The organism is Nitratireductor luteus (genome assembly GCF_026162365.1).
Lineage (GTDB): Bacteria > Pseudomonadota > Alphaproteobacteria > Rhizobiales > Rhizobiaceae > Chelativorans > Chelativorans luteus.
In genome coordinates this window covers 1-21,517 of the sequence record NZ_JAOANW010000009.1, presented here as the reverse complement: position 1 = coordinate 21,517, position 21,517 = coordinate 1, and the positions used below count along the sequence as shown (strand labels likewise).

Below are 21,517 nucleotides of genomic sequence, written 5' to 3'. Positions count from 1 at the left end.
ATGGTTGGGCGCCTGCGCGGCTGTCGCCGCGCACCGGGTGCTCGTGAACCGAGCCCGCTATTCCTCGCTTTGCTCGGGCGGTCTCGGCCATCCGGCTTCGCCCCCTGGCGCGGGCCCGAAGCTGACGCTTCGGGATAAGGCCGCCAGCTGGCGCCGGCGCGGTTTTTCTAATTGCTTTCCCCTGTCGGTGGGGGGCGGTCGGCCCTTATAGCCCCGAGCGGTCGCGCCGCAACCGCTTCGGCTCTATATCCGTCCAGATCGTCTTCCTTCTCCTACCGAACCGGTTGCGCCGCGCCCGCTCGGGGCTGACGGGCCTCTTCGCCGCCCCCCACCTCGGGGGAAAGCGGCGCGGAGACGGAGAGAGCGGTCATGACCGAGCACACCGAACAGACCTTCAAGCAAGCGGCAGGCACGGGGCCGCGCATCTATGTGGCCTGCCTTGCGGCCTACAATAACGGCTATTTGCACGGACGCTGGATCGACGCCGATCAGGAGCCGGAAGCCATTCAGGCGGAGATTTCCGCCATGCTGAACGCCTCACCCATTTTCGGCGCAGAGGAATGGGCGATCCACGACCATGAGGGCTTCGAGGGCGCGGAGCTTCACGAATATTCCGGCATCGAGCGCCTGGTGGAACTGGCCGCCTTCATTGCCGAGCGCGGTGAACTCGGCGCGAAGGTTCTGGAGCATTTCGGCGGCGATATCGATCAGGCCGAGGCTGCCTTTGACGAATATGCGGGCTGCTACCGCTCCCTTGCCGACTTCGCACAGGAGATCACCGAGGAAACCACCGACATCCCGCCGACGCTGATCCACTACATCGACTACGCGGCGATGGCCCGCGATATGGAGCTGAATGGCGATGTGTTCACCGTCGAACCCGGCTTCGAGGACGTGCACGTCTTCTGGTCACGGTGAGGGCGGGGCGATGACCGAAGACACCTGCCCCATAACGACCGAAATCACGCCCGAAGGCGAGCAGATGCTTGTTCCGGGCGTCGCGCCGATCACTTTGCGCGACCAGCTTGTCGCCCGGACGGCCGCGCCAATGACCCCGAAACGCAATCCCGATGCCCAGCAGAAGCCCTGCGACATCGGCCTGTTCGATCCGGCCGCGCGCGACCAGTGCGACCTGATCGACCTTCTCCGCGCCGTCGAACGCGGCGCATCCACCGACCGCAAACAGGAGGACTGACCCATGGAACTCACCCATATCCCGCTCGACCAGTTGAAGGTGTCCGCCTTCAACATGCGCCATGCCCGCAAGGCCCCGGACGTTTCCGACATCCTGCCGTCCATCCGGGCGCGCGGCGTCCAGCAGCCATTGCTCGTTCGCCCGAACGGCAAGGGCTACGAGATCGTCGCCGGACGGCGGCGGTTCTTCTCGCTCAAAGCAATAGCCAAGGAAGGCGGCGAGATCGAGCCGGTGCCGTGCGCCGTGATGGCCGAACGCGACGACGCGGCCGCGCTTGAAGCGTCCCTGATCGAGAACATCGCCCGGCTCGACCCCGACAATATGGCCCAGTACGAGACCTTCGCCCGGCTGGTATCGGAAGGCCGTACGGTCGAGGATATCGCCGCGACCTTCGGCACAACCGAGATTATGGTCAAACGCGCCCTGGCGCTCGGCAATCTGTTGCCGGACATTCGCGAAGCCTATCGCGCCGAGGACATCGATACGCAAACCATCCGGCAACTGACGCTGGCCAGTGAAGCGCAGCAGGCCGAGTGGCTCGCCCTGTTCTGCGATCCCGAGCAGTATGCGCCGCGCGGCTGGCAGTTGAAGCAATGGCTGTTCGGCGGCGAGATCAAGACCGGCGTGGCGCTGTTCCCGCTGGGCAGCTACGCCGGCGAGATCGTCACCGACCTGTTCGGGGAGGGCGGCTATTTTGCCGATACTGAACGGTTCTGGTCACTGCAGAACGCTGCGATTGCCGAGAAGCGCGAGGCTATGATCAAGGCCGGATGGGACGATGTCGTTGTCCTCGATTGCGGCGAACATTTCCAGTCATGGGATCATGTGAAGACTGCCAAGAAGGACGGCGGGCGGGTCTATGTCGAGGTCCGGCCCAACGGCGAAGTGACGTTCCACGAAGGGTTCATCACCCGCAAGGAGCACGACAAGCGTATGCGCAAGTTGGCCGGTGGCGATGCCACCGAAGGGGAAGCACAGGCGGTACGCCCCGAACTCACCGCCGCCGCGCAGAACTATATCGAACTGCACCGGCATGCTGCCGTGCGCCATGCACTGTTGAGCCAGCCGCAACTGACGTTGCGCCTCATGGTTGCCCATGCCATCGGCGGATCGGCCCTGTGGCAAACGCGGCCTGAGCCGCAAAAGGCCGACAAGGAAGTCACCGCCGAGAGCCTTGCCAAGTCGAAGGCACAGGCCGCCTTCGAGGCCGAGCGCACCGAAATCCTGAAACTCCTCGGCCTGCCCGAACACGGCCATTCGGTTGTGCGCTCGAACGGTGACGACCATCGCGTCGGGCAGTTGTTTGCCGCGCTGATCAAGCTCAGCGATGCAGAAATCATGCGCATCCTGACCTTCGTCATGGCCGAAACTTTGCAGGCGGGAACCTGCGTCGTCGAGCAGATTGGCTGTCACCTGAATGTCGATGTGGGCGCGGTTTGGGAGCCGGACGATGCCTTCTTCGAACTCATCCGCGACAAGGCGGCGATCAACGCCATGCTCAAACATATCGGCGGCAAGGCGGTTGCGGACGGCAATGTCAGTGCCACGACCAAGGTGCAAAAGAAGATCGTCCGCGACTTCCTCACCGGCGAGGGCCGCGAGAAGAAGGAAGGCTGGCTACCGCGCTACATGGGGTTCCCCCTTACCGCCTACACCAAGGCTGGAGCCGGGCGGCTCACCGACAATGCCCGCCGCGCCAGACAGCGTTCCAGCTAGCATTCTCGGTTGATCCGGGGGAGGCGGGGTGCGGACCTTTCACCCACTGCTGGAGGTCCGCGCCCCGCCGATTGGTCGGTCATGCGGCATCCGAGAACCCCCGCGCCAAGCGGCGCGGGGCCTATTCGCATGAACGGATCGCGCGGATCGCCATGACGTCTTCGTCGTCCTGGCCGGCGGCCCGTCAAAGAATCGGCAATAGCTTCGATCACGAAATTCGGGTCCAATAGTCGGCTCAGGCGAGAAACTTGGATCGGGCCGGTCCTGCAACGTTGAGCGGTTCCTGCCACCGCTGGTCTCCACGGACTGCGGATGATCTCTGGTCGGGTAGGGACGCTGCCAGTGCGCGCGGTGGTGCGCTCGGAGGCGCAACGGCTCATCAGGCGGAGCGCTGCCCGAGCCGGGTCCCCCGTCCGTCTTCGTCACATATCCAGGCACCCGGCGGCCATTTTGGTCTCCCTGCAACGCGGGCGCCATGGGCCCATCCCCTCGGCTTTCGCTTTGTGGACCAATGGCGAACGCCGGTCGGGCGAAACCGGTGGCGCGCGGTTTTTTCCCCATCCGCCCGTGCGGGCGGACTTCCTCGCGGCCGCTTCGCTACAAAAAACCGCGCGCCGCCGGTCCTCCGCTTGCGCTGCGGCCCTGACGGGTTCGCCCGTCCGCCGCCCGCCATCAACGGTCCCGCGTCAGCCGAGGGGATGGGCCCCGAAGCGGCAAACGACAAGGAGACTGAAAAATGGCACAGGCACTTGGATATGTGACGAAGACGGAAAACGGCGCTTATGAGGGCACGCTCGCGATGATGAGCCTGAAGAAGCGCATCCGCATCCAGCCCAACCGGGCCAAGGAAAGCGACGCCCAGCCCGACTTCCGGGTCTATACCGAAGACCGCGTGGAGATCGGCGGCGGCTGGAACCGGACCGGCAAGACGAGCGGCAACGCTTACGTCTCGCTGACCTTCGCAGCCCCCGAATTCGGGCCGCACAAGATCTACGCCAATCTCGGCCGGGCCGCCGGCCAGGACGACGAAGACGTCATGGCGATCCTGTGGAATCCGAACTGAGGGCTTCAAACAGAGCCCCCGCGCCGCCCGGCGCGGGGGTTTTCGCAAGCTCAAACGAACAAATCACGCCCGAAGGTCCGGCGAAAACTCAAGGTCGAGTTTTCGCCGGTCCCGCAATGGCTGTCCTTCGCCGATGGTGGCGCTGTTCGGAGCGGCTTTCTTCACGCGCATGACAGCGTTACGGGAGAGCCCGGCCGCTCCGTTTGCCAATATCGGAGCGACCATGACTGACAATGAACCGCCCTGGGACGAAGACGCCCCCTTTCTGACGACGAAGGAAGCGGCGCGTTTCCTCAAGCTCAAGCCCAACACGCTCGAAAAGATGCGCGTTTATGGCGGTGGCCCGATCTACCGCAAGCACGGCCGCCACGTGCGCTATCACATCGATGATCTGAATGACTGGTCGAACCTCAGAAAGAAGGATTCGACCGCCGATGAGTGAGTTTCTGACCCGCGTCGAGATCGCATTTTATCCCGAGTATCTCAATTACTGGCTGCGCTTCGGCGCGCCGGTCGAGCGCGTCGAGCTCGACCGCAGACGCTCGATCGCCGTGTTCGAACCTGGCCAGGTCTTCGGTTATGTGCGCTGGCGCGCCAATGAATACGGGACGCAGGACTGGCGGTTCACGATCATCGAGGCGCGGGAGCCGTCGCTGCTTTTGAGCCGGATTCCGGGGGTCGTGCCGGGCGCGGAGGTGCTGCTTTTGATGACCGGACAGGCGGGGGTCAAGCGGGCCCTCGCGGTGATCGATCAGCTGGAAAGCCAAGGCTTTCGGCCCGAAGATATTTCTCCCGCCTACTACCGCCACGTTCATGTTCGCCTCGCGACCGGACGGGATATCCGCGCCTATTCCCGTGATCAGCACGCGGCCCATCTGGCCGCGAAAAGGCTGCGCCGATGAGGCTCGTCACGATTTCAGCCACGGCCGTCTCGATGCTCGCGCTGGCCGCAGCAAGCATCGCGGAGCTGCCGACGAAGCTGATCTACAACGGCTCGGCGAGCGCCCGGATCGGCTTCTACTGGATCGATGATGCGCCTGTCGGGCGGGGCGATTTCGTGCTGATGATCGTACCCGACCGCGTCCGAAACCTTGTCGAAACGCGGCGCTATGTGCCGCCCGGTATGCCGCTGATCAAGCGCATCGTCGCCGTCGGCAGCGACGAAATCTGCCGCCGGAAGCGGGAGATTCTGCTCGATGGCGTGACCGTTGCGGTGGCCAGAAACGAGGATCGATTGGGGCGGACAATGCCCGCCTGGCAGGGATGCAGGGTGCTTCGCGAGGATCAGATTTTCGTGCTGCAGGCCCATCCGGATTCCTTTGATGGGCGGTACTTCGGGCCGGTGGACCGGTCGCTGGTCATCGGCCGGGCAATCTGGCTGCGGTTCCCGTAGCAGAAATGAGCGCCAGCATGATCCAGCAGACAGCGTGGTTTGGAGCGGGAGAAGGGTTTGGGGCGGCGGAGAGCAAGATAAAGCGAACCGGGGTTCGCCCTCCCGCTGGTCGTTAAGCCATTGTCTGCACATTGTTTTTTGTGCCTCCGGTTGGCGCCATGCTGGCACCATCAGGAGGTGGGCTGGTGCCAGCGGGTCAGATTTCTTCGTGGTTTCAATGGCTTGACATGGTGCCGTTGAGAGGCGGAATCCAGGTAGCTACGCCCTCCCTGCCTTTATGTCCGCCCACCTGCGATCACGCGGTTTTCACCCTTGAACGCCCGGAATCGTCGGTCCATGTCAGCTCTCATGGCAGACGATTTCGATGACCTTTTCCAGATCCGGCCGGGACCGTCGCGCAGCCGGGGCCGCGGCGGCAAGTCGGGCGGAAACTCGTTCCGCCGCCAGGTGGAAATGGCGGTGCGCAAGGCGGGCGGCGATCCGCGCCGGATCGGGCGGTCGGCCGGAAGGGAGAGCGGCCGGTTCAATGCCCGCGGCCGCGGCGCCAAATTGGCGGCATCGTTTCCCAAAGAAGGCAGCGGCTGGAAACGATACGAAGGCGGGATGCGCTTTCGCTCACGCCGCGTGGTCGTGAAGGCCCGTGTCGTGAAGCTGAATGCAGGGCGCAGCGGCCGCAGCTTCGTCACCGGTGCCAAAGCGGTCGATGCGCATCTGCGCTATCTCGAACGCGACGGCGTGACCCGGGACGGTGAGAAGGGCCGCGTGTATTCGGTTTTCGAGGACGCGGCCGACGGCAAGGCCTTCATCGAACGCGGGCGCGCGGACCGACATCAGTTCCGCTTCATCGTTGCGCCGGAGGATGCCGCCGAGCTCAATGATCTGCGCGGCTTTACCCGTGACCTGATGGCTAGAATAGAAGACGACCTCGACACGCGGCTCGACTGGGTGGCGATCAACCACCACAACACCGGTCATCCGCACACCCATATCCTGGTGCGCGGCATCACCGATGACGGCAAGACCCTCAACATCGCCGGCAACTACATCGCCCACGGCATCCGCCACCGGGCATCGGAACGGCTGACGCTGGAGCTCGGCCCGCAGAGCGAGCGGGAGGTCGCTCAAAAGCTCGCCAGGGAAGTCGATGCCGACCGGCTGACCCGGCTCGACCGCATGCTGATCGCCGAGCAGCGGGACCAAGGCCTGATCGATCTCAATCCCAATGCCAGCGACAGCTTCACCCTCCGCGCCAACCGCTATCTGCTGATCGACCGGGTGCGCAAGCTGGAGCGCATGGGACTGGCCGAAGAAATCGAGCCCGGACAATGGTCGCTGTCCGACAACGCCGAGAAGACTTTGAGAGACTTCGGCATCCGCAACGACATCATCAAGACCATGCACCGGGCTGTAAAGGCGCACAACCTTTCCGAGGAGCGCTCGCCAGGCAGCTACGCGATGCATGGGGCAAGCATCAAGGACTCGATCATCGGCCGCGTGCTGGCCAAGGGGCTGGCCGGCGACGAGATGAGCGACCGGCTGCATGTCGTCATCGACGGGGTCGACGGCCGCGTCCATTATGTGGAGATGGCCGGCGCAGCAAAGCTCAACGACATCGGCAAAGGCCACATCGTCGCCCTGGAGCCGGTCCAGGCCAAGACCGAGCCCAGACCCGCCGACATCAACATCCGTGATGCAGCCGATGAGAGCGGCCTCTACCGGCCGAGCCGTCATCGAGAACAAGCACGCGACAAGATCGAACGCATGGGCGGCGATCCCGACGCCTTCGTCCGCTCCCATGTCCGCCGCCTGGAAGCGCTGCGCCGGGCCGGCCATGTCGAGCGCATCGACGAGAACCATTGGAAGGTTCCGCCCGACCTGCCCGAGCGCGGCATAGCCTATGACGCGCGCAACAGGGGCAAGGACTTCACCGTCCGCACGCTGTCCGCTGTCGATCTCGAAGCGCAGATTGGCAGCGACGGCGCCACCTGGCTCGACCGCGAGCTTGCCTCACCCGACAAGACCAGGCTCGCGCCCAGCGGCTTCGGCCGGGAGATCGACCGGGCGCTTGATAGGCGCGCCTTCAAACTCGTTGACATGGGGATAGCGACGCGCGATGCCGCAAGCGGCGTCATCACGTTCCCGCGGGGCATGCGTCGCGCGCTGGAACGACAGGAAGTGGAGCGCATCGGCCGCGAGATGGCCAACGCCAGGGACCGCATTTTCACAGCCATGGAAATCGGCGACGAAGCGCGCGGCAAGCTCGTCGGCGCCGCCAATCTCGCCAGCGGCCGCTACGCCATGCTCGACGACGGGCACCAGCTCCATCTCGTGCCTTGGGAGCCGATGCTGGAAAAGCGGATCGGCCAGACCATCAGCGCCCATATCCGAACCACCGGCGGCATAGAATGGACCTTTGGGCGGCAGCGCGGGATCGGCATCGATATGTAGCGGCGTCGCATTTATCATAGCCGCCGGATCGGGGAACCACTGGCCTCGACCCTCGCCTCTTTGGCGAAGGAGGCCGTCGGCCTGGTCGGCCCATCTCCCGTTTTCGCCTGCGGGGCAGGCTGGGCCGTGTTGGCCGGCTGTATTCTCTGGATACCCTGGCTCAACCGTTGGATGACGTCCTGCGAGGTCCCAAACAATTCGACCTGACCGTCCTGCAGGAGCAGCATGCGGTCGCAGCGCGCGGCGATGGCGATCTTGTGGGTGATCATGATCACCGTCGCGCCGCGGGCCTTGGCCTCCGCAAGCGCCTTTTCGAGAGCGGCTTCGCCTCCCGCATCCAGATTGGAATTGGGCTCGTCGAGCACGAGCAGCTTCGAGTCGCCGTAAAAGGCACGCGCGAGGCCGATGCGTTGCCGCTCCCCGCCCGAAAGACGCGTGCCGCCTGGCCCGATATCCGTGGCATAGCCCTTCTTCTGGCCCAGAATAAGCTCATGGGCGTGCGCCCGCCGGGCCGCTTCGATGATCGCCGCGTCGTCGGCATCGGGGTCGAAGCGCGCAATGTTCTCCGCGATCGTTCCGGGGAATAGCTCCACCTCCTGCGAGAGATAGCCAATATGCTTGCCGAGCGCGTCCGAATTCCAGTTGCGGAGATCGGAACCGTCGATACGCACGACGCCCGAACGCGGCTCAATGGCGCCGACGAACAGGCGCGCCAGAGTCGATTTGCCGGCCCGGCTCGGCCCGATGAGAGCGAGCGACTGGCCGGGCTCAAGCGCGAAACTCACACGCTTGATGAGCGGCGGTGCGCCGGCGTCCGAGTCGGGCAAGGAATAGACGAGTTGCTCGACAGCGAGCGAGCCGTCGGGCGAAGGCAGCACGATGCCTTCATGGCCGGCGTGCCGTGCTTCGCGGGCGATCGTTTTCAGCCGGCGACATGCGCCGTAGCTTTCCACGATCTGGCGCCAGGCACCGATGATCTGGTCGAGCGGCTGCAGGGCGCGGCCGGAAATGATCGAGGAGGCGAAGATCATTCCCGCGGTCATCTCGCCCTGGATAACGAGATAGGCGCCTATGCCGAGAATCGACATCTGCAGTACCATGCGCAGTATCCGCGACAGGCCGCTATAGAAGGAGTTGGTGCGCGCCAGCCGGTCGGTCGCCCGCAGGGATTCGGCACACCGTCCTCCCCAGTTTTCGGTGACGTTGGAAAGCATGCCGAGCGCCTTGATGGTCTCGAAATTGCGCACGAAGACTTGTGCGGCGTTCATCGCGCCCACCGTCGTTTCCGCCGCCTGGGCGCCGCTTCTGACGGTGGCGATCTGGTTGATGACGGCAATCATCAGCAGCACCGCCGCACCCACGAGCGTCACAAAAAAAGGCACCGGATGGATGAAATAGAGGATGATCACGAAGATCGGTGCGAAAGGAACGTCGAAAAGAAAGAAGAGGACACGGGAAGAAGCGAAACTGCGCAAGGCGGCGAGGACTCGCAAGGGCTGCACGTCGCCGTAGCCGGCGCGCGGCCCCTTCATGGACGCTAGGAAGGCGGTCGCCGATGCCTTGGGAGGGGGCCACAGGTGCGCTGCGCTTCGATGGCCGCGGCGGCAACGATGTGATCGTCGGGAGCGATCGGCTCGATCGGATCGAAGGCGGCGCGGGTGCCGACGTGCTGCGTGCGGGCCGCGGCAGCGACTGGATCAACGGTGGGAGCGGCAACGACGTGATCTCCGCCGGTGGCGGCGCGCTCGACCGCGTCTGGGGCGGCGAAGGTTCCGACATCTTCTTCTTCGGCGCGGAGACCAACGACGGCCGCCGCGATCACACGATGATCTTCGATTTCGAGATCGGCACCGACGCAATCGACCTGGGCGCAGCAAAGGTCGCTGACCACAATAGTCTTTTCGGGTCACTGGTCCTCACCCTCGACGGGGAGGCCGACCAGATCGTCCTGACCGGTATCGCGCAGTACGACGACTCGCTGTTCCTTTGACCGCAAAAGTGCGGTCAACTCTGCTCGGCCGCGTAACGCCGCAGCAATCAGGATTGGCGGGGTAGAAGAGATTGGTGATCCAGACCAGGCCATCGGCGGCGCTGAGTTCGACAAGGCCACGGTCGATAAAGATCGTGATGTCCAACGCACCGCTTTCGGGCCAGGCGAAATCGACCGCATAGTCATGCGCGAACTGCTGCATGCCAGGTACTGGGCCGCGCATCGTGCGGAGCGTGCCGCGATGGATTGCTGTACGCCTTGCGATGAAATGCGGCTGATCTTCACCGAAAAGTGTGATGGCCAGTTCCTCACCGACGGCGAGATCGGCCTTGTGGTCCGAGCGGCTGGTGCCGGGACGGTCGGCGGCGCCGAAAGCCTGCCATGCGGCCAGTGGCGCGCGGGCGGCGACCCGAAGGCCATCCGGGCTTTCGACCAACCGCAGTTCACGCGGCAGGGACATGACGCCGCGGAAGGCCGTCGTCGGGGTCTGCCTGGCATAGAGCCAGTTGCTCGCCCAAGCCATGACACTGGGCTTATCGGTGCCGCCGCGTTCGAAAAAGGTCTGCGCCGCATAATAATCGCGGCCATAGTCGAGCCAGAGTTCGGTTTCGGGCGGATTGGCGTTGGTAAACGCCGTACCGTTGAACTGGCCCAGAAAGTATTGCGTACCCGACCCCGGAGCATAGCTGCCGGTGTTGAGGCCGACGAGCAGCACCCAGACGGTGTCGCCGTTCGGCGCGGTCAATGGCATCAGGTCGGGACATTCCCAGGGGCCGGAGCCGTGGCGACCGTGACCATCGCCGAAGCTGGAAAGGTACGTCCAGCTCTTGAGATCGGTGGAGCCGCAAAAGCCGATCGATTGGCCTTCCGTGATCAGCATGATCCAGCGCCCGGTCGGTTCATGCCAGATGACCTTGGGATCACGGAAGACGATGAGGCCGGGATTAGCGACGACAGGGTTTGCCGGCTCTGCGTGGTAGAAAGACAGTGAACGGTCCGCATGGACGAGGCACTGCACCTCGTAGTCGTCGCCTTCCGAGGTACGACTGTGGGCCGTGTAGAACAGCTTGATTTCACCGTCCGCGGTTTCAACCGCGCTGCCGGAATAGCAGGTGCCAAGTTCAGTAGGATAGAGTGCCACGGGCTGCTCGGCCCAGTGCACGAGATTCGTGCTGGTGGCATGACCCCAGTGCATCGGGCCGTGGCTGGTGCTGTTCGGATCGTGCTGGAAGAACAGGTGCCAGACGCCGTCGATGCGGATCAAGCCATTTGGGTCGTTCATCCAGCCGGCGCGAGGCGTGAAGTGCAGATCGGAACGGTATTTCTCGGTCATGGTGTTGGCTTAACCCTTGATGCCCGAACTCATCACCGAGGCGATGAACTGGCGCTGGAGGATAAGGAAGAAGAGGATGACGGGGACAGCCATGGATACGGCAAAGGCCATGATGTTGCCCCAAGCGGCTTGGTTGGTGCCGAAGTAGGCGGACATGGCGACCGAAAGCGGACGGTATTCAGGGCCGCGGGTCACCATGACGGGCCAGAGATAGGCGTTCCAGATTTCGAGAAACTGCAGCACCGCGATTGCCGAGATCACCGGCTTCGAGAGCGGCATGGCCACATACCTGTAGACCTGAAAAAAGGAGAACCCATCAATGCGGGCCGCCTCGATCAGCTCTTTGGGCAGCCGCGAAAAGAACTGGAAAAAGAGGAAGATCGACATGGCGTTGGCAACGCCCGGCATGATCTGCACCTCGTAGCTGTCAACGATGCCGGCCCAGCCCGCCATCATCAACTGTGGCAGCACCAGGCTCTCGCCGGGCACGGCCAAGGTTGCAAGGACTAGGATCATCACCGGCTTGCGGATGGGTAGCGTACCTTGGGCCAATACGAAGGCGGCCATCGAGTTGAACAGGATCGAGAGTGCCAGCGTGGAGAAAGTTATGAGCGCGGTGTTGGCGAGGTAACGGGCGAACGGGTGCACCGGGTCAGTCCATACCTCGATATAGTTCTGGAGCGAAAATACCTGAGGGATGAACGAGCGGACGGCCCCCATGGAGACCATGATGTCCTGCTCGTTGGGATTGAGGCTGATGGTGAGGGTCATCATCAGCGGCAAGAGCACGCCCATCGCCAGGATAACGGCAAACAGCGATGGCAGTACGACATCACGGGGAATGCGCATTATGCTTCTCCCTCGTTCTTGAGAACACGGCGCTGGAAGAGCGCTATGGCAGTGACCGCGAGGAAGAAGAAGACAGCGACGGCCGAGGCATAGCCAACCTTCTGGTTCGCGTAGCCCCGCTTGAAGAGATAATGGATGATAGTCGTCGTGGCGCCATTGGGGCCGCCCTTGGTCAGGATGTCGACCTGGGTGAAGAGCTTGAGCGCACCCACGGTGGTGATGATGAGCAGGAAGATATTGACGTTACGCAGGCCCGGCCAGGTGACGTAGCGGAAACGGTGCCAGGCCCTGGCCCCGTCGAGCTTGGCGGCTTCATAAAGATCCTGCGGAATCTCCTGCAGGCCCGCGAGATAGATCAACATCTGATAGGGGAAGGTCGCCCAGGCCGAAAGCGCCACGATCGAGAGCATGGCGACGGAAGGATTGCCAAGAAAATCGACATAATTCCCTTGCCCGGCGAACCACTGATAGACGGCATTGAACGGGCCTGAGGGGATGCGGAACAGTACCGCCCAGATGGAGACAATGACCGTCATCGGAAGCAACAGAGGCAGGATGGCCACCGAGCGGAAAAAGCCACGGAAGGGAACGGCTGAATTGAGGATCAGCGCCGCGCCGAGCGACATGGACAGCTGAACCGGCGTCACGATCACCGCGAAGAATACGGTGTTCCAGATCGCCTGCCAGAATAGCGGATCGGCAAACATTCGCTCGTAGTTGGTGGTGCCGATGAACTTGGTCGGGATCGGGCGCGGCACCAGTCGCTGATCGGTAAAGGAGAACCAGACGGAGAGCAGAAACGGGCCGATGATGAGCACGGTAATGAAGAACAGCGCGGGAAGCAGCATGGCCCATTCCTGTGTCTTTCCGCTTGTCCTGATTCCCATGGATTTCTCCCCCGGCCATTCCTGGCCCGTGTCTTGACTCAATCGTGGCTCTCGGCACTTGAACGGAGGACCGAGGAGGTGATGGCGTTGCGGGCCGCTGTACTCCCTCCCGATTCTTCCGCACAAACGAGAGAGGCAAAAGAGCTGGTTGGTCGGCGCCAAGACGAGGTCTGCGTCAGGCGCCGATTACTGCCCGAAGGGCGGATAACCGTCGTTATCGGCAATATCCTGATCGATGGTCTGGGCCGCACGGTCGAGCTCGGTCTTCACGTCGACGTCGCCCGAAAGGATGTTGACCACGGCCGTCGCCCAGGCATTGGTTATGACCGGATAGGCGGGGTGCACCGGACGAACCACGCCGCAGCATTCGGCCAGCTTTGCGAAGATTTCGCCCGCGCCGCCTTCACGATAGGTTTTCGACAGGGGAATAGCCGAGGCGCGGGAGGGGACATAGCCGGTGATATCGGCATAGGCCGCGACCTGTTCGCCGGACATAGCGTAGTTGAGGAACACCTTGATATCTTCGAGATTGGTCGAGGAGGCCGGGACCGCCCAGCCCCAGCTGCCATTGGCCGAGATTGGGCCGGCTTCACCGAAGGCCGGCGGCGGGATCAGAACGAGATCGTCGCCCAGGCTCTCGCGGTGGGCAGGCCACATCCAGTTGCCGACCCAGGAGAGAGCCGCGGTCTTTTCGCCGTAGAACTTGTTGTCGCCGGCACTGGCGGGAACGATCCAGCCGTTCTTGTTCCAGTTTTGCAGTTCGGTCAGTGTTTCGATATTGGACCTGGAGTTGATGGTGTCGTCGGCAATCCAGGTTTCGCGATCGATGATGTCGCCGCCGTTGGATTGGGCGAAGGGCGCAAAGCCATAGGTCATCCACTCGCCGGCGCCATAGTGCATCTTGACGTCGAGCGGCCACTCGACTTCCGGCAGTGCGGCAAGCTTCTCCAGCGCATCGCGCATTTCCTCGCGAGTCCATGCGTCCTCGACGGAAGTTGGGATCCGCACGCCCGCCTTTTCGAGCAGCGCCGTGTTGCCCCACAGGATGGTGCCGGAATCGTAGGGGCTGACGAAATAGAGCTGCTGGTCCGGGCCGTAGGTGCCCTGCGCCTTAACGGCAGGCAAAAGGTCCTCGAGGATTTCCGGATCGAGAATGTCGCCGATCGGCTGGATGGTTCCTGCCCAGGCGGCGGACGCCATGTTGGGACCATCGAGCATGATCACGTCCGGCAGGTCGCCCGACAGGGTCGCGGCCTGGATGGCCTCGTTGTAGCTCGGGATCGGCACCACATCGACGGTGATGCCCTCGGTGCCGTATTTGGCGTTGAAGGTCTCTTCGAGTTGGGTGAAATAGGACTTTTCACTGTCTCCGTCGATGACCCAGGTCGTGAGTTGGCCTGCCGAGGCGTACGGGGATGTCATGCAGACGGCCAGAGCCACCCCAGCATAAAGGGCATGCTTCATCTTTGTCTCCTCCGAAAACGTTGTCCTATGACAATGTGAGGCATTAGCTAGCCACGCACGTTGTCAAAGGCAGACCTCTAGGCATTGGGAGTGCTGCCCGTTCGGTGAATTGCAAGCGTGTGGAAAGGTTGAAGCGAGCCGCGCTCTATGAATCTTCCGGGGAGCCGCACCGTCTCCGGCGCGGGAGGCGGATTGATGGCGGCGAGCATCGCCGCGCGCCCCATCTCGTAATAGGGCAGTTCCATCGTGGAGAGCCCCGGTTTCAAGAGGCTGGCGATCGGCTCGCGATTGTCGAAGCTGGCGACAGCAACGTGCTGACTGACCTTAAGACGAAGCTCTGACAGGACGAAGTAGACGTCCATTGCAAGAATGTCCTGGGCGCAGATGAGCACGTCTGGCCGGCTTTCGGAGGGTGCCGACATCAGCTCCGGAACGATCTTGTCGGCGATGAACTGCGGCTGGCCGTGATGCTCGGGTCCGACCACGACCTCATGAATACGGCCAGTCATGTCGAGACCGCGCTTGTGCGCCGCATCGGTGATGCCGGCGGCGCGCAGCCCCGCCGCGACGATCGCCCGGTTCAGATTGAGAAAGGCCGGGCGCCGGTACCCGCGGTCGAGTACTTCGTCCATAAGCGTTGCCGCGAGCTGGTAATCGTCCGGTACGATCGCATGCTGGCCGCCTCCGGGGTCAAAGCAGTTGAGCAGCACCCGGGGGACGGCCGAAGGCGGCAGTTCGACCGGTTGGTGATAGACCGCCGCGTAGATGACTGCTTCCGCGCGGAATGCGGCGAGCTGCGCATCGGCCAGGTCCTGGCTCGGTGTCCCGCGCACGATATTGAACAGCATCATCTGCTTACCGCACTCCCAAGCCGCATCCTGGGCTCCGCGGACGAGATCGATTGAGGAGGCCGATGTGGCGACCTGGTCCGCCAGGAAGCCGATGATGTTGCTGCGCTGCGAACGCATCATGCGCGCCGCCTGGGAGGGTTCGTACCTTAGCTCAGCGACAATGGCCTCGATCCGCGCCCGGGTCTTGGCGTTGACCAGCGGATCGCGGTTGATGACGCGCGACACCGTCTTGAGCGAGGTCTTGGCGCGCCGGGCAATTTCACGTTGCGTCGTCATTCTGACGATTAGCTCGCGTTGGACATGTGACAACGCTTTGGTGGCACGCCTGCCGGCCGACGGCAACCCCGAAGTGATAGTCCCGGCCAGCTCCGCCGGCTGACCCGCTCTAAAGGCACATACAAAACGGGGCATTATGGGTTGCCGACTGTTCGAAGCCGCAAGGATACGCTTCAGGCTTGCAATATCGCACGACCCGCTGGCTAGGTCCTTATCGGAATACGTTGACAACGTAAGACAATCGCTGATATGAGCAGAATTAGTAGATGACATCGTGCGACAATGCTTGGGGATACTGTGATTGTTTTTCCGGAGGGAGAATACGCACCAAGGCAAAATACGGCGTTGTCCTGCGTAAGACAAATGAACCGTCCGGTGTTTGAGGGGCCGTCGCTTTGATCGTTGGGTGGCTCAGCCGGTCTGGGGAGGCCGGCTGTATAGGGGTGGGGGTACATAGCGAAAGGCGACTCGGCCATCGGGCGATTGCAAAGCCGAGGGGACTTTCATGCATATTATTGCTTCGCTGTCGGCGGCGGCGGGTCTTGCTCCGCGATTCTTCAAAAATACTGTTGCGGGATTGATCGCCGGGTTCCTCCTGCTGACCGGAGGGAATTCCGAGGCGCGGGCGCAAACGCCGCCGGATTTCGGCTCGTGCACGAGCGACATGTATCTTATGCAGCATCCGAGCATCGGTGCCCCGACGACGCTGATCCAGTTCGACTCGTCGAGCAATCCGTTCATCTACAATACGCAAGGCTCGACGAGTTTCACCTATAATGCGGCTGGGTATAACCCGCTCGACAACTTTGTCTACGGCCTTACGTGGAACGGCAGCGGTGTCAGGCTTCTGCGCATCCTGCCGGATGGATCGGCCCAGGATCTCGGCAACGTTTTGGGCGGCGGAATCAACGTAGGTGTCACGTCTCCCGCCAATAGCGCGCCGTATCAGGCCGGCGAGATCGGGCCGGACGGCGCCTACTATGTCTACTCGCCCACCTCCAACAGCGGTACTTTGTTCCGGATTGACCTGAGCACGCGGACGGCCACGGCCATCCCCCTTTCCGGCGGCCCGCTCGGCGTCGACCTCGCCTGGCATAACGGCCTGCTCTATTCGCAGTCTCACCTCACGGGGCAGTTCTACTCCATTGATCCGGCCACCGGCCAGGTGACGGAGATCGGCGATCCGCAGGCTGTCATGGGTTTCGGTGCCTTGTTTGGCGCCACCAACGGCGTGTTCGGTGCCAAAAACACCGGTGGCTTCTACCGGTTCGACCTGACCACGGGCGAGGTGACGCTGATCTCTGACTCCCCGAACTCGGTCGGCAATGACGGCGCCAAGTGCGTCAACACGGCGCTTACATTCGCCGCCGATACGGCGATCACCAAGACGGACAACACCGACACCTACACCGCGGGCGGACGGACCGTCTACGACATCGTCGTTAGCAACAACGGCCCCTTTGGCGTGCAGGGCGCGCTGGTGAACGATGCGCTGCCGGCGGGCATCACGGAGGCGAGTTGGACCTGCGGTACCGAGACCGAGGGTGCCACCTGCACCGTGGCCAGCGGCACGGGCGCGATCACCGACGTGCCGGTGAACCTGCCGGCCGGCGGCTCCGTCACCTTCACGCTCACCATCGACGTGCCGGCGGATTTCACCGGCGACCTGGTGAACACCGCGACCGTCGCCAGCCCGGCGGACGTGCCGGACACCGACACGCGCAACAACACGGCGATCGACACCGACGCGCAGGCCGCTCCTGCGATGACCATTGAGAAGACGGGTACGCTGAACGATCTCGACGGCGACGGATTACTCGATCCGGGCGAGACGATCAGCTATTCGTTCCTGGTCACCAACACCGGCAATGTGACGCTGACCGACGTCACTGTGAACGACCCGCTGGTGACGGTGAACGAAGACCCGCAGACGCTGGAGCCGGGCGGCAGCTTCACCTTCACGGCGACCTACACGCCGACGCAGGCCGACATCGATGCCGGCTCGGTCACCAACACGGCGACAGGCACCGGTACCGATCCGGGCGGCAACACCACCGAAAGCCCGCCCGATAGCGTGACGGTGCCACCGGACCAGACCCCTGGTTTGACCATCGAGAAGACCGGCACGCTGAATGACAGCGACGGCGACGGGCTCATCGATCTCGGCGAAACGATCAGCTATTCGTTCTTGGTCACCAATACCGGCACGGTGACGCTGAGCAATGTCACCGTCAACGATCCGCTGGTGACGGTCGATCAGGGCCCGCAGACGCTGACGCCGGGCGGCAGCTTCACCTTCACCGCAACCTACGCGCCGAACCAAAGCGACATCGACAACGGTTCGGTCACCAACACGGCAAGGGCCACCGGTACCGACCCCGGCGGGAATACGACCGAAAGCCCGCCCGACAGCGTGACGGTGCCGCCGGACCAGACGCCCGGCCTGACCATCGAAAAGACGGGCACGCTGAACGATCTCGACGGCGACGACCTGATCGATCCGGGCGAGACCATCAGCTACTCATTCCTGGTCACCAATACTGGCAATGTGACGCTGACCGACGTCACTGTGAACGATCCGCTGGTGACGATCGACCAGGGACCGCAGACATTGGCTCCTGGTGCGTCCTTCACCTTCACGGCGACTTATACGCCGACGCAGGCCGACATCGATGCCGGCTCGGTGGAGAACACGGCGACAGCGACCGGCACGACGCCGGACGGCGACACGCCGGAGAGCCCGCCCGATACTGTGACGGTGCCGCCGGACCAGACGCCCGGCATCACGATTGAGAAGACGGGCACGCTGAACGATCTCAACGGCGACGGCCTGCTCGATCTCGGCGAGACCATCAGCTATTCGTTCCTCGTCACCAACACCGGCAATGTGACTCTGACCGACGTCATGGTCGACGACCCGTTGGTCACCGTCGACCAGGGACCGCAGACATTGGCGCAGGGCGGCACCTTCACCTTCACGGCGACCTACACGCCGACACAGGCCGACATCGACGCCGGCTCGGTCACCAACACGGCGACGGGCACCGGCACGCCGCCCTCGGGTCCGGAGATCACCAGCCCACCCGACACGGTGACGGTGCCGCCGGAGCAGACGTCGGGCCTGTCGGTGGAGAAGACCGGCTCTCTGAATGATGCCAACGGCAATGGGTTCGCCGATGTCGACGAGGCGATCGATTACGCCTTCACGGTGACGAATACCGGACAGGTCACGCTCACCAACATTACGATCAGCGACGAGAAAGCGCCGGTCAGTGGTGGACCATTGCCCTCCCTGGCACCGGGAGCGTCGGATTCGACGACCTTTGCGGCGCGCTATGTGGTCACGCAGGCCGACATCGACGCCGGCTCGGTGGTCAATGTCGCCACCGCGCAAGGCATTGACCCGAACGGCGACTCCGTAACCGACACGTCGGACGATCCGACCGACACGGCTGATGTCGATCCCGACGGCGACGGCAATCCGGATGATCCGACAATCGTCGAGCTTGGGCAGGATCCGAAGCTCGAACTGGAGAAGACGGGAACGCTGCAGGACACCAATGGCAACGGTTTCACCGATGCCGGGGAGACGATCGACTACACCTTGACGGTGACCAATACGGGCAATGTGACGCTGCCCGAGGTGACGCTGGAGGATCCGGGACCGACATTCGCCGGCACGCCGGGCTCCGGCACTTTGTCCCCCTTTGCTCCGAGCTTGGTGACGCTGGCGCCGGGGCAGACGCAGGAGTTCACGGCTCGCTACTCGCTGTCGCAAGAGGACATCGACAATGCGGCCGGGGCGGTGGATGCCGTGGCGAACGCCGCGACGGCCAGCAGCTTGCTGGCCAATGGTGAGACGATCACGTCGCCCGAAGCCGTCTCGGTGATCTCGCTGCCTGCAGCGGAGCCAACATCCGTTGTCATCACCAAGCAGGCGCTGCTGCGTCGGGTCAGGCGCGGCGAGAAGGTGCCCTACCTGATCCGGGTGGAAAACAGCTCGACGAGCAATGTGGGCACGGTGACGGTCACAGACGTCATGCCGTCGGGCTTCCGCTATGTGGAGGGTTCGGCGGCGGTTGACGGCGTCGAGGTCACGCCGGCCGTCAATGGCAGACGGATTGTGTTCGAAGGTCTGCAGCTTGGACCCGACAGCACGATCGAAATCTCGCTCCAGCTTCTTGCCCTTAGCTCCGCCGGACCGGGCGAGCACGTGAACCGGGCGACCGTCACCGATCCGACCGGCCGGACCGTGTCGAACGAGGCGCGGGCTGTCGTCGAGATCCTGGCCGAGCCGGTCTTCGACTGCGGCGACATCATCGGCAAGGTGTTCGACGATGTGAACCGCAATGGCTACCAGGACCAGGGCGAGCCCGGTCTTGCCGGCGTGCGGCTGGCCACGGTCAAGGGCTGGCTGGTGACGACGGACGCGTATGGCCGCTTCCACGTGGCCTGTGCGGACCTGCCCGATAGCCGCATCGGCTCCAACTTCATCATGAAGCTCGACCCGCGCACGCTGCCGACCGGCTACCGGCTGACGACGGAGAACCCGCGTGTGGTCCGCCTGACGGCCGGCAAGATGACCAAGCTCAATTTCGGCGCCTCGATCAGCCGGGTGGTGCGCCTGGAACTGACGGACGATGCCTTCGAGGCCGGCAGCACTGCGCTGAAGCCCGAGTGGGATCAGGGCATCGACCAGCTGGTCGGCGTCCTGGCCGAGGAGCAGTCGGTGCTGCGGGTGACGTACTTCTATGCCGATCCAGACAGAAAGTTTGCCGGCGAACGGGTCATGCAAATGAGGCGGCTCGTCGCTGACCGCTGGCGCAGGAGAGGGGGAGCCTACCGGCTCGAAGTCGAGATGCGTGTGGAGGCGGTCCAATGAGAGCGATGATCGGGATCACGGGCATGGCAACTGCGCAGACATCGCTCAGGCATCGCTCGCCTCTTCTGGCCGGCAGCGCGCTCATGGCATTGGCTTTCGTCGGTACGCCGGCTTCCGCCGAGGAGGCTATCTGCACGGCCGACGACTGCGCCACCCAGATCCGCGGCAAGGCACTCGACAACGGTGCCACCGGCGGCATGCCGGTTGGCGAGAACACGGAAAATGAGACGCCGGCCGATGCCCCCTCCATCCCTTTCACGATCAAGGTGGATGGGGAGACGGTGGACAAGAGTGCCGAGCCGAAGGTGCTCGCCCCAGGCGAGGCGGAGCCGGCGGATCGTCCGGTCGACCGGCAGCGGCAGGCGGATCTGGATTTGAGCGCGGTCGACATCCAGGTGAAGTTCGACGGGCTTGACGCCGGCACGATCCTCAACGTCTCCACCATGCCGATCGAGCGGCTCTACAAGCCGGGCGAGGCGATCACTTTCCTCGCCACGGCCAACTATCCGGCCTTCATCGAGCGCTCGGAGATCCGCATCTACAGGCGGGGCGAGGAGGGAACGGGGCGCCCCGTCGCCAACGTCCCCGTCGCCATCAACGGCACCGCCGGCTGGGTCATGCCGGCCGAGGGGGACAGCGACTTCGCCTATGTGCTGCGGGTGTACGACGCCAAGGGGCGTTATGACGAGACGAAGCCGTTCACCATCGCCCGCAGCGGCCGCGACTTTCCCTCGCACAAGCAGGAGGAGGCGGTGGCGCCGGGGATGGGTGAGGACCGCACGGCTTTCCGCAACATCCCGGTGCGCGGCGGCGCGGTGACGGTGCACGGCCAGCACGTGCCGCCGGGCTATGCGGTGGAGGTGTTCGGCGAGATGATTCCCGTCGATCCCCATCAGGCCTTCGTGGTGCAACGCATCCTGCCGGCGGGCGACCATGTGGTCGATGTCGCCGTCAACGGCCCGTCGAAGAGCGGAGGGCTGAACTTCTTCCGAGACATCAACATCCCCGACAATGACTGGTTCTATGTGGCGCTGGCCGACCTGACCATCGGCAAGCGCATGGGCGACGACAACATCGAGGTGGCGCGTCCGGGCGAGTATGACGAGGTCTATTCCAAGGGCCGGCTGGCCTTCTATCTGAAGGGCAAGATCAAGGGCAAATATCTGCTCA

Annotated in this window: 16 protein-coding genes and 1 pseudogene; 11 read left to right on the top strand and 6 right to left on the bottom strand. The window is 63.5% G+C overall.

Annotated features, from left to right (window positions below):
- The first annotated feature begins 369 nt into the window (after positions 1 to 369).
- The 8 genes from N1058_RS14145 to N1058_RS14110 all read left to right on the top strand — a co-directional run bounded on the left by N1058_RS14145 (position 370) and on the right by N1058_RS14110 (position 7,815).
- Positions 370 to 918 carry an antirestriction protein ArdA gene (locus N1058_RS14145; RefSeq protein WP_265518230.1) on the top strand — a complete coding sequence of 183 codons (549 nt, stop codon included), beginning with the start codon at positions 370 to 372 and terminating at the stop codon, positions 916 to 918.
- 10 nt (positions 919 to 928) lie between these two features.
- Positions 929 to 1,195, top strand: a complete 267-nt coding sequence (locus N1058_RS14140) for a hypothetical protein (RefSeq protein WP_265518229.1) — start codon at positions 929 to 931, stop codon at positions 1,193 to 1,195.
- 3 nt (positions 1,196 to 1,198) lie between these two features.
- Entirely contained in the window at positions 1,199 to 2,911 is a 1,713-nt protein-coding gene (locus N1058_RS14135) for a ParB/RepB/Spo0J family partition protein (protein ID WP_265518228.1), read from the top strand.
- 736 nt (positions 2,912 to 3,647) lie between these two features.
- Positions 3,648 to 3,974: a DUF736 domain-containing protein gene (locus tag N1058_RS14130; protein WP_265518227.1), complete on the top strand. Its 327-nt coding sequence runs from the start codon at positions 3,648 to 3,650 to the stop codon at positions 3,972 to 3,974.
- A 223-nt stretch (positions 3,975 to 4,197) separates the two neighbouring features.
- Positions 4,198 to 4,416 carry a helix-turn-helix domain-containing protein gene (locus N1058_RS14125; protein ID WP_265518226.1) on the top strand — a complete coding sequence of 73 codons (219 nt, stop codon included), beginning with the start codon at positions 4,198 to 4,200 and terminating at the stop codon, positions 4,414 to 4,416.
- Positions 4,409 to 4,876: a DUF2840 domain-containing protein gene (locus N1058_RS14120; protein ID WP_265518225.1), complete on the top strand. Its 468-nt coding sequence runs from the start codon at positions 4,409 to 4,411 to the stop codon at positions 4,874 to 4,876. The genes N1058_RS14125 and N1058_RS14120 overlap by 8 nt, the downstream gene beginning before the upstream one ends.
- Complete coding sequence (locus N1058_RS14115; protein WP_265518224.1) at positions 4,873 to 5,367, top strand: S26 family signal peptidase; 495 nt, start codon at positions 4,873 to 4,875, stop codon at positions 5,365 to 5,367. The genes N1058_RS14120 and N1058_RS14115 overlap by 4 nt, the downstream gene beginning before the upstream one ends.
- 336 nt (positions 5,368 to 5,703) lie before the next feature.
- Positions 5,704 to 7,815, top strand: a complete 2,112-nt coding sequence (locus N1058_RS14110) for a DUF3363 domain-containing protein (RefSeq protein ID WP_265518223.1) — start codon at positions 5,704 to 5,706, stop codon at positions 7,813 to 7,815.
- Between the two features lie 14 nt (positions 7,816 to 7,829).
- Here N1058_RS14110 and N1058_RS14105 read toward each other — a convergent pair whose 3' ends face one another.
- Entirely contained in the window at positions 7,830 to 9,347 is a 1,518-nt protein-coding gene (locus tag N1058_RS14105; protein ID WP_265518222.1) for a type I secretion system permease/ATPase, read from the bottom strand.
- 23 nt (positions 9,348 to 9,370) lie between these two features.
- Between N1058_RS14105 and N1058_RS14100 the strand changes: the two genes are divergently transcribed.
- Entirely contained in the window at positions 9,371 to 9,805 is a 435-nt protein-coding gene (locus tag N1058_RS14100; protein ID WP_265518221.1) for a M10 family metallopeptidase C-terminal domain-containing protein, read from the top strand.
- On the opposite strand, the gene N1058_RS14095 is transcribed toward N1058_RS14100, so the two are convergent.
- The 5 genes from N1058_RS14095 to N1058_RS14075 form a co-directional block, all read right to left on the bottom strand.
- A complete protein-coding gene (locus N1058_RS14095) occupies positions 9,732 to 11,138 on the bottom strand; it encodes a glycoside hydrolase family 32 protein (protein ID WP_265518220.1) in 1,407 nt (468 codons plus the stop codon). The genes N1058_RS14100 and N1058_RS14095 overlap by 74 nt on opposite strands.
- 9 nt (positions 11,139 to 11,147) lie before the next feature.
- Positions 11,148 to 11,987 (bottom strand): carbohydrate ABC transporter permease, encoded by an 840-nt coding sequence (locus N1058_RS14090; RefSeq protein WP_265518219.1) that lies wholly within the window; start codon positions 11,985 to 11,987, stop codon positions 11,148 to 11,150.
- Positions 11,987 to 12,874: a carbohydrate ABC transporter permease gene (locus N1058_RS14085; protein WP_265518217.1), complete on the bottom strand. Its 888-nt coding sequence runs from the start codon at positions 12,872 to 12,874 to the stop codon at positions 11,987 to 11,989. Before N1058_RS14085 ends, N1058_RS14090 begins: the two co-directional genes overlap by 1 nt.
- Positions 12,875 to 13,060: 186 nt before the next feature.
- Positions 13,061 to 14,338: a sugar ABC transporter substrate-binding protein gene (locus tag N1058_RS14080; protein ID WP_265518216.1), complete on the bottom strand. Its 1,278-nt coding sequence runs from the start codon at positions 14,336 to 14,338 to the stop codon at positions 13,061 to 13,063.
- 77 nt (positions 14,339 to 14,415) lie between these two features.
- Complete coding sequence (locus N1058_RS14075; RefSeq protein ID WP_265518215.1) at positions 14,416 to 15,465, bottom strand: LacI family DNA-binding transcriptional regulator; 1,050 nt, start codon at positions 15,463 to 15,465, stop codon at positions 14,416 to 14,418.
- A gap of 505 nt (positions 15,466 to 15,970) precedes the next feature.
- On the opposite strand from N1058_RS14075, the gene N1058_RS14070 reads away from it, so the two are divergent.
- Both N1058_RS14070 and N1058_RS14065 read left to right on the top strand, forming a co-directional pair.
- Complete coding sequence (locus N1058_RS14070; protein ID WP_265518214.1) at positions 15,971 to 20,347, top strand: DUF7507 domain-containing protein; 4,377 nt, start codon at positions 15,971 to 15,973, stop codon at positions 20,345 to 20,347.
- Positions 20,344 to 21,517, top strand: a pseudogene (locus tag N1058_RS14065) (TonB-dependent receptor); the annotation flags it as partial. The gene N1058_RS14070 and the pseudogene N1058_RS14065, both read left to right, overlap by 4 nt.

Bases quoted from the DNA above. Each gene is read 5' to 3' on its own strand.
- N1058_RS14145 (WP_265518230.1), top strand. From the start codon at position 370: ATGACCGAGCACACCGAACAGACCTTCAAGCAAGCGGCAGGCACGGGG.
- N1058_RS14140 (WP_265518229.1), top strand. From the start codon at position 929: ATGACCGAAGACACCTGCCCCATAACGACCGAAATCACGCCCGAAGGC.
- N1058_RS14135 (WP_265518228.1), top strand. From the start codon at position 1,199: ATGGAACTCACCCATATCCCGCTCGACCAGTTGAAGGTGTCCGCCTTC.
- N1058_RS14130 (WP_265518227.1), top strand. From the start codon at position 3,648: ATGGCACAGGCACTTGGATATGTGACGAAGACGGAAAACGGCGCTTAT.
- N1058_RS14125 (WP_265518226.1), top strand. From the start codon at position 4,198: ATGACTGACAATGAACCGCCCTGGGACGAAGACGCCCCCTTTCTGACG.
- N1058_RS14120 (WP_265518225.1), top strand. From the start codon at position 4,409: ATGAGTGAGTTTCTGACCCGCGTCGAGATCGCATTTTATCCCGAGTAT.
- N1058_RS14115 (WP_265518224.1), top strand. From the start codon at position 4,873: ATGAGGCTCGTCACGATTTCAGCCACGGCCGTCTCGATGCTCGCGCTG.
- N1058_RS14110 (WP_265518223.1), top strand. From the start codon at position 5,704: ATGTCAGCTCTCATGGCAGACGATTTCGATGACCTTTTCCAGATCCGG.
- N1058_RS14105 (WP_265518222.1), bottom strand. From the start codon at position 9,347: ATGAAGGGGCCGCGCGCCGGCTACGGCGACGTGCAGCCCTTGCGAGTC.
- N1058_RS14100 (WP_265518221.1), top strand. From the start codon at position 9,371: ATGCCTTGGGAGGGGGCCACAGGTGCGCTGCGCTTCGATGGCCGCGGC.
- N1058_RS14095 (WP_265518220.1), bottom strand. From the start codon at position 11,138: ATGACCGAGAAATACCGTTCCGATCTGCACTTCACGCCTCGCGCCGGC.
- N1058_RS14090 (WP_265518219.1), bottom strand. From the start codon at position 11,987: ATGCGCATTCCCCGTGATGTCGTACTGCCATCGCTGTTTGCCGTTATC.
- N1058_RS14085 (WP_265518217.1), bottom strand. From the start codon at position 12,874: ATGGGAATCAGGACAAGCGGAAAGACACAGGAATGGGCCATGCTGCTT.
- N1058_RS14080 (WP_265518216.1), bottom strand. From the start codon at position 14,338: ATGAAGCATGCCCTTTATGCTGGGGTGGCTCTGGCCGTCTGCATGACA.
- N1058_RS14075 (WP_265518215.1), bottom strand. From the start codon at position 15,465: ATGACGACGCAACGTGAAATTGCCCGGCGCGCCAAGACCTCGCTCAAG.
- N1058_RS14070 (WP_265518214.1), top strand. From the start codon at position 15,971: ATGCATATTATTGCTTCGCTGTCGGCGGCGGCGGGTCTTGCTCCGCGA.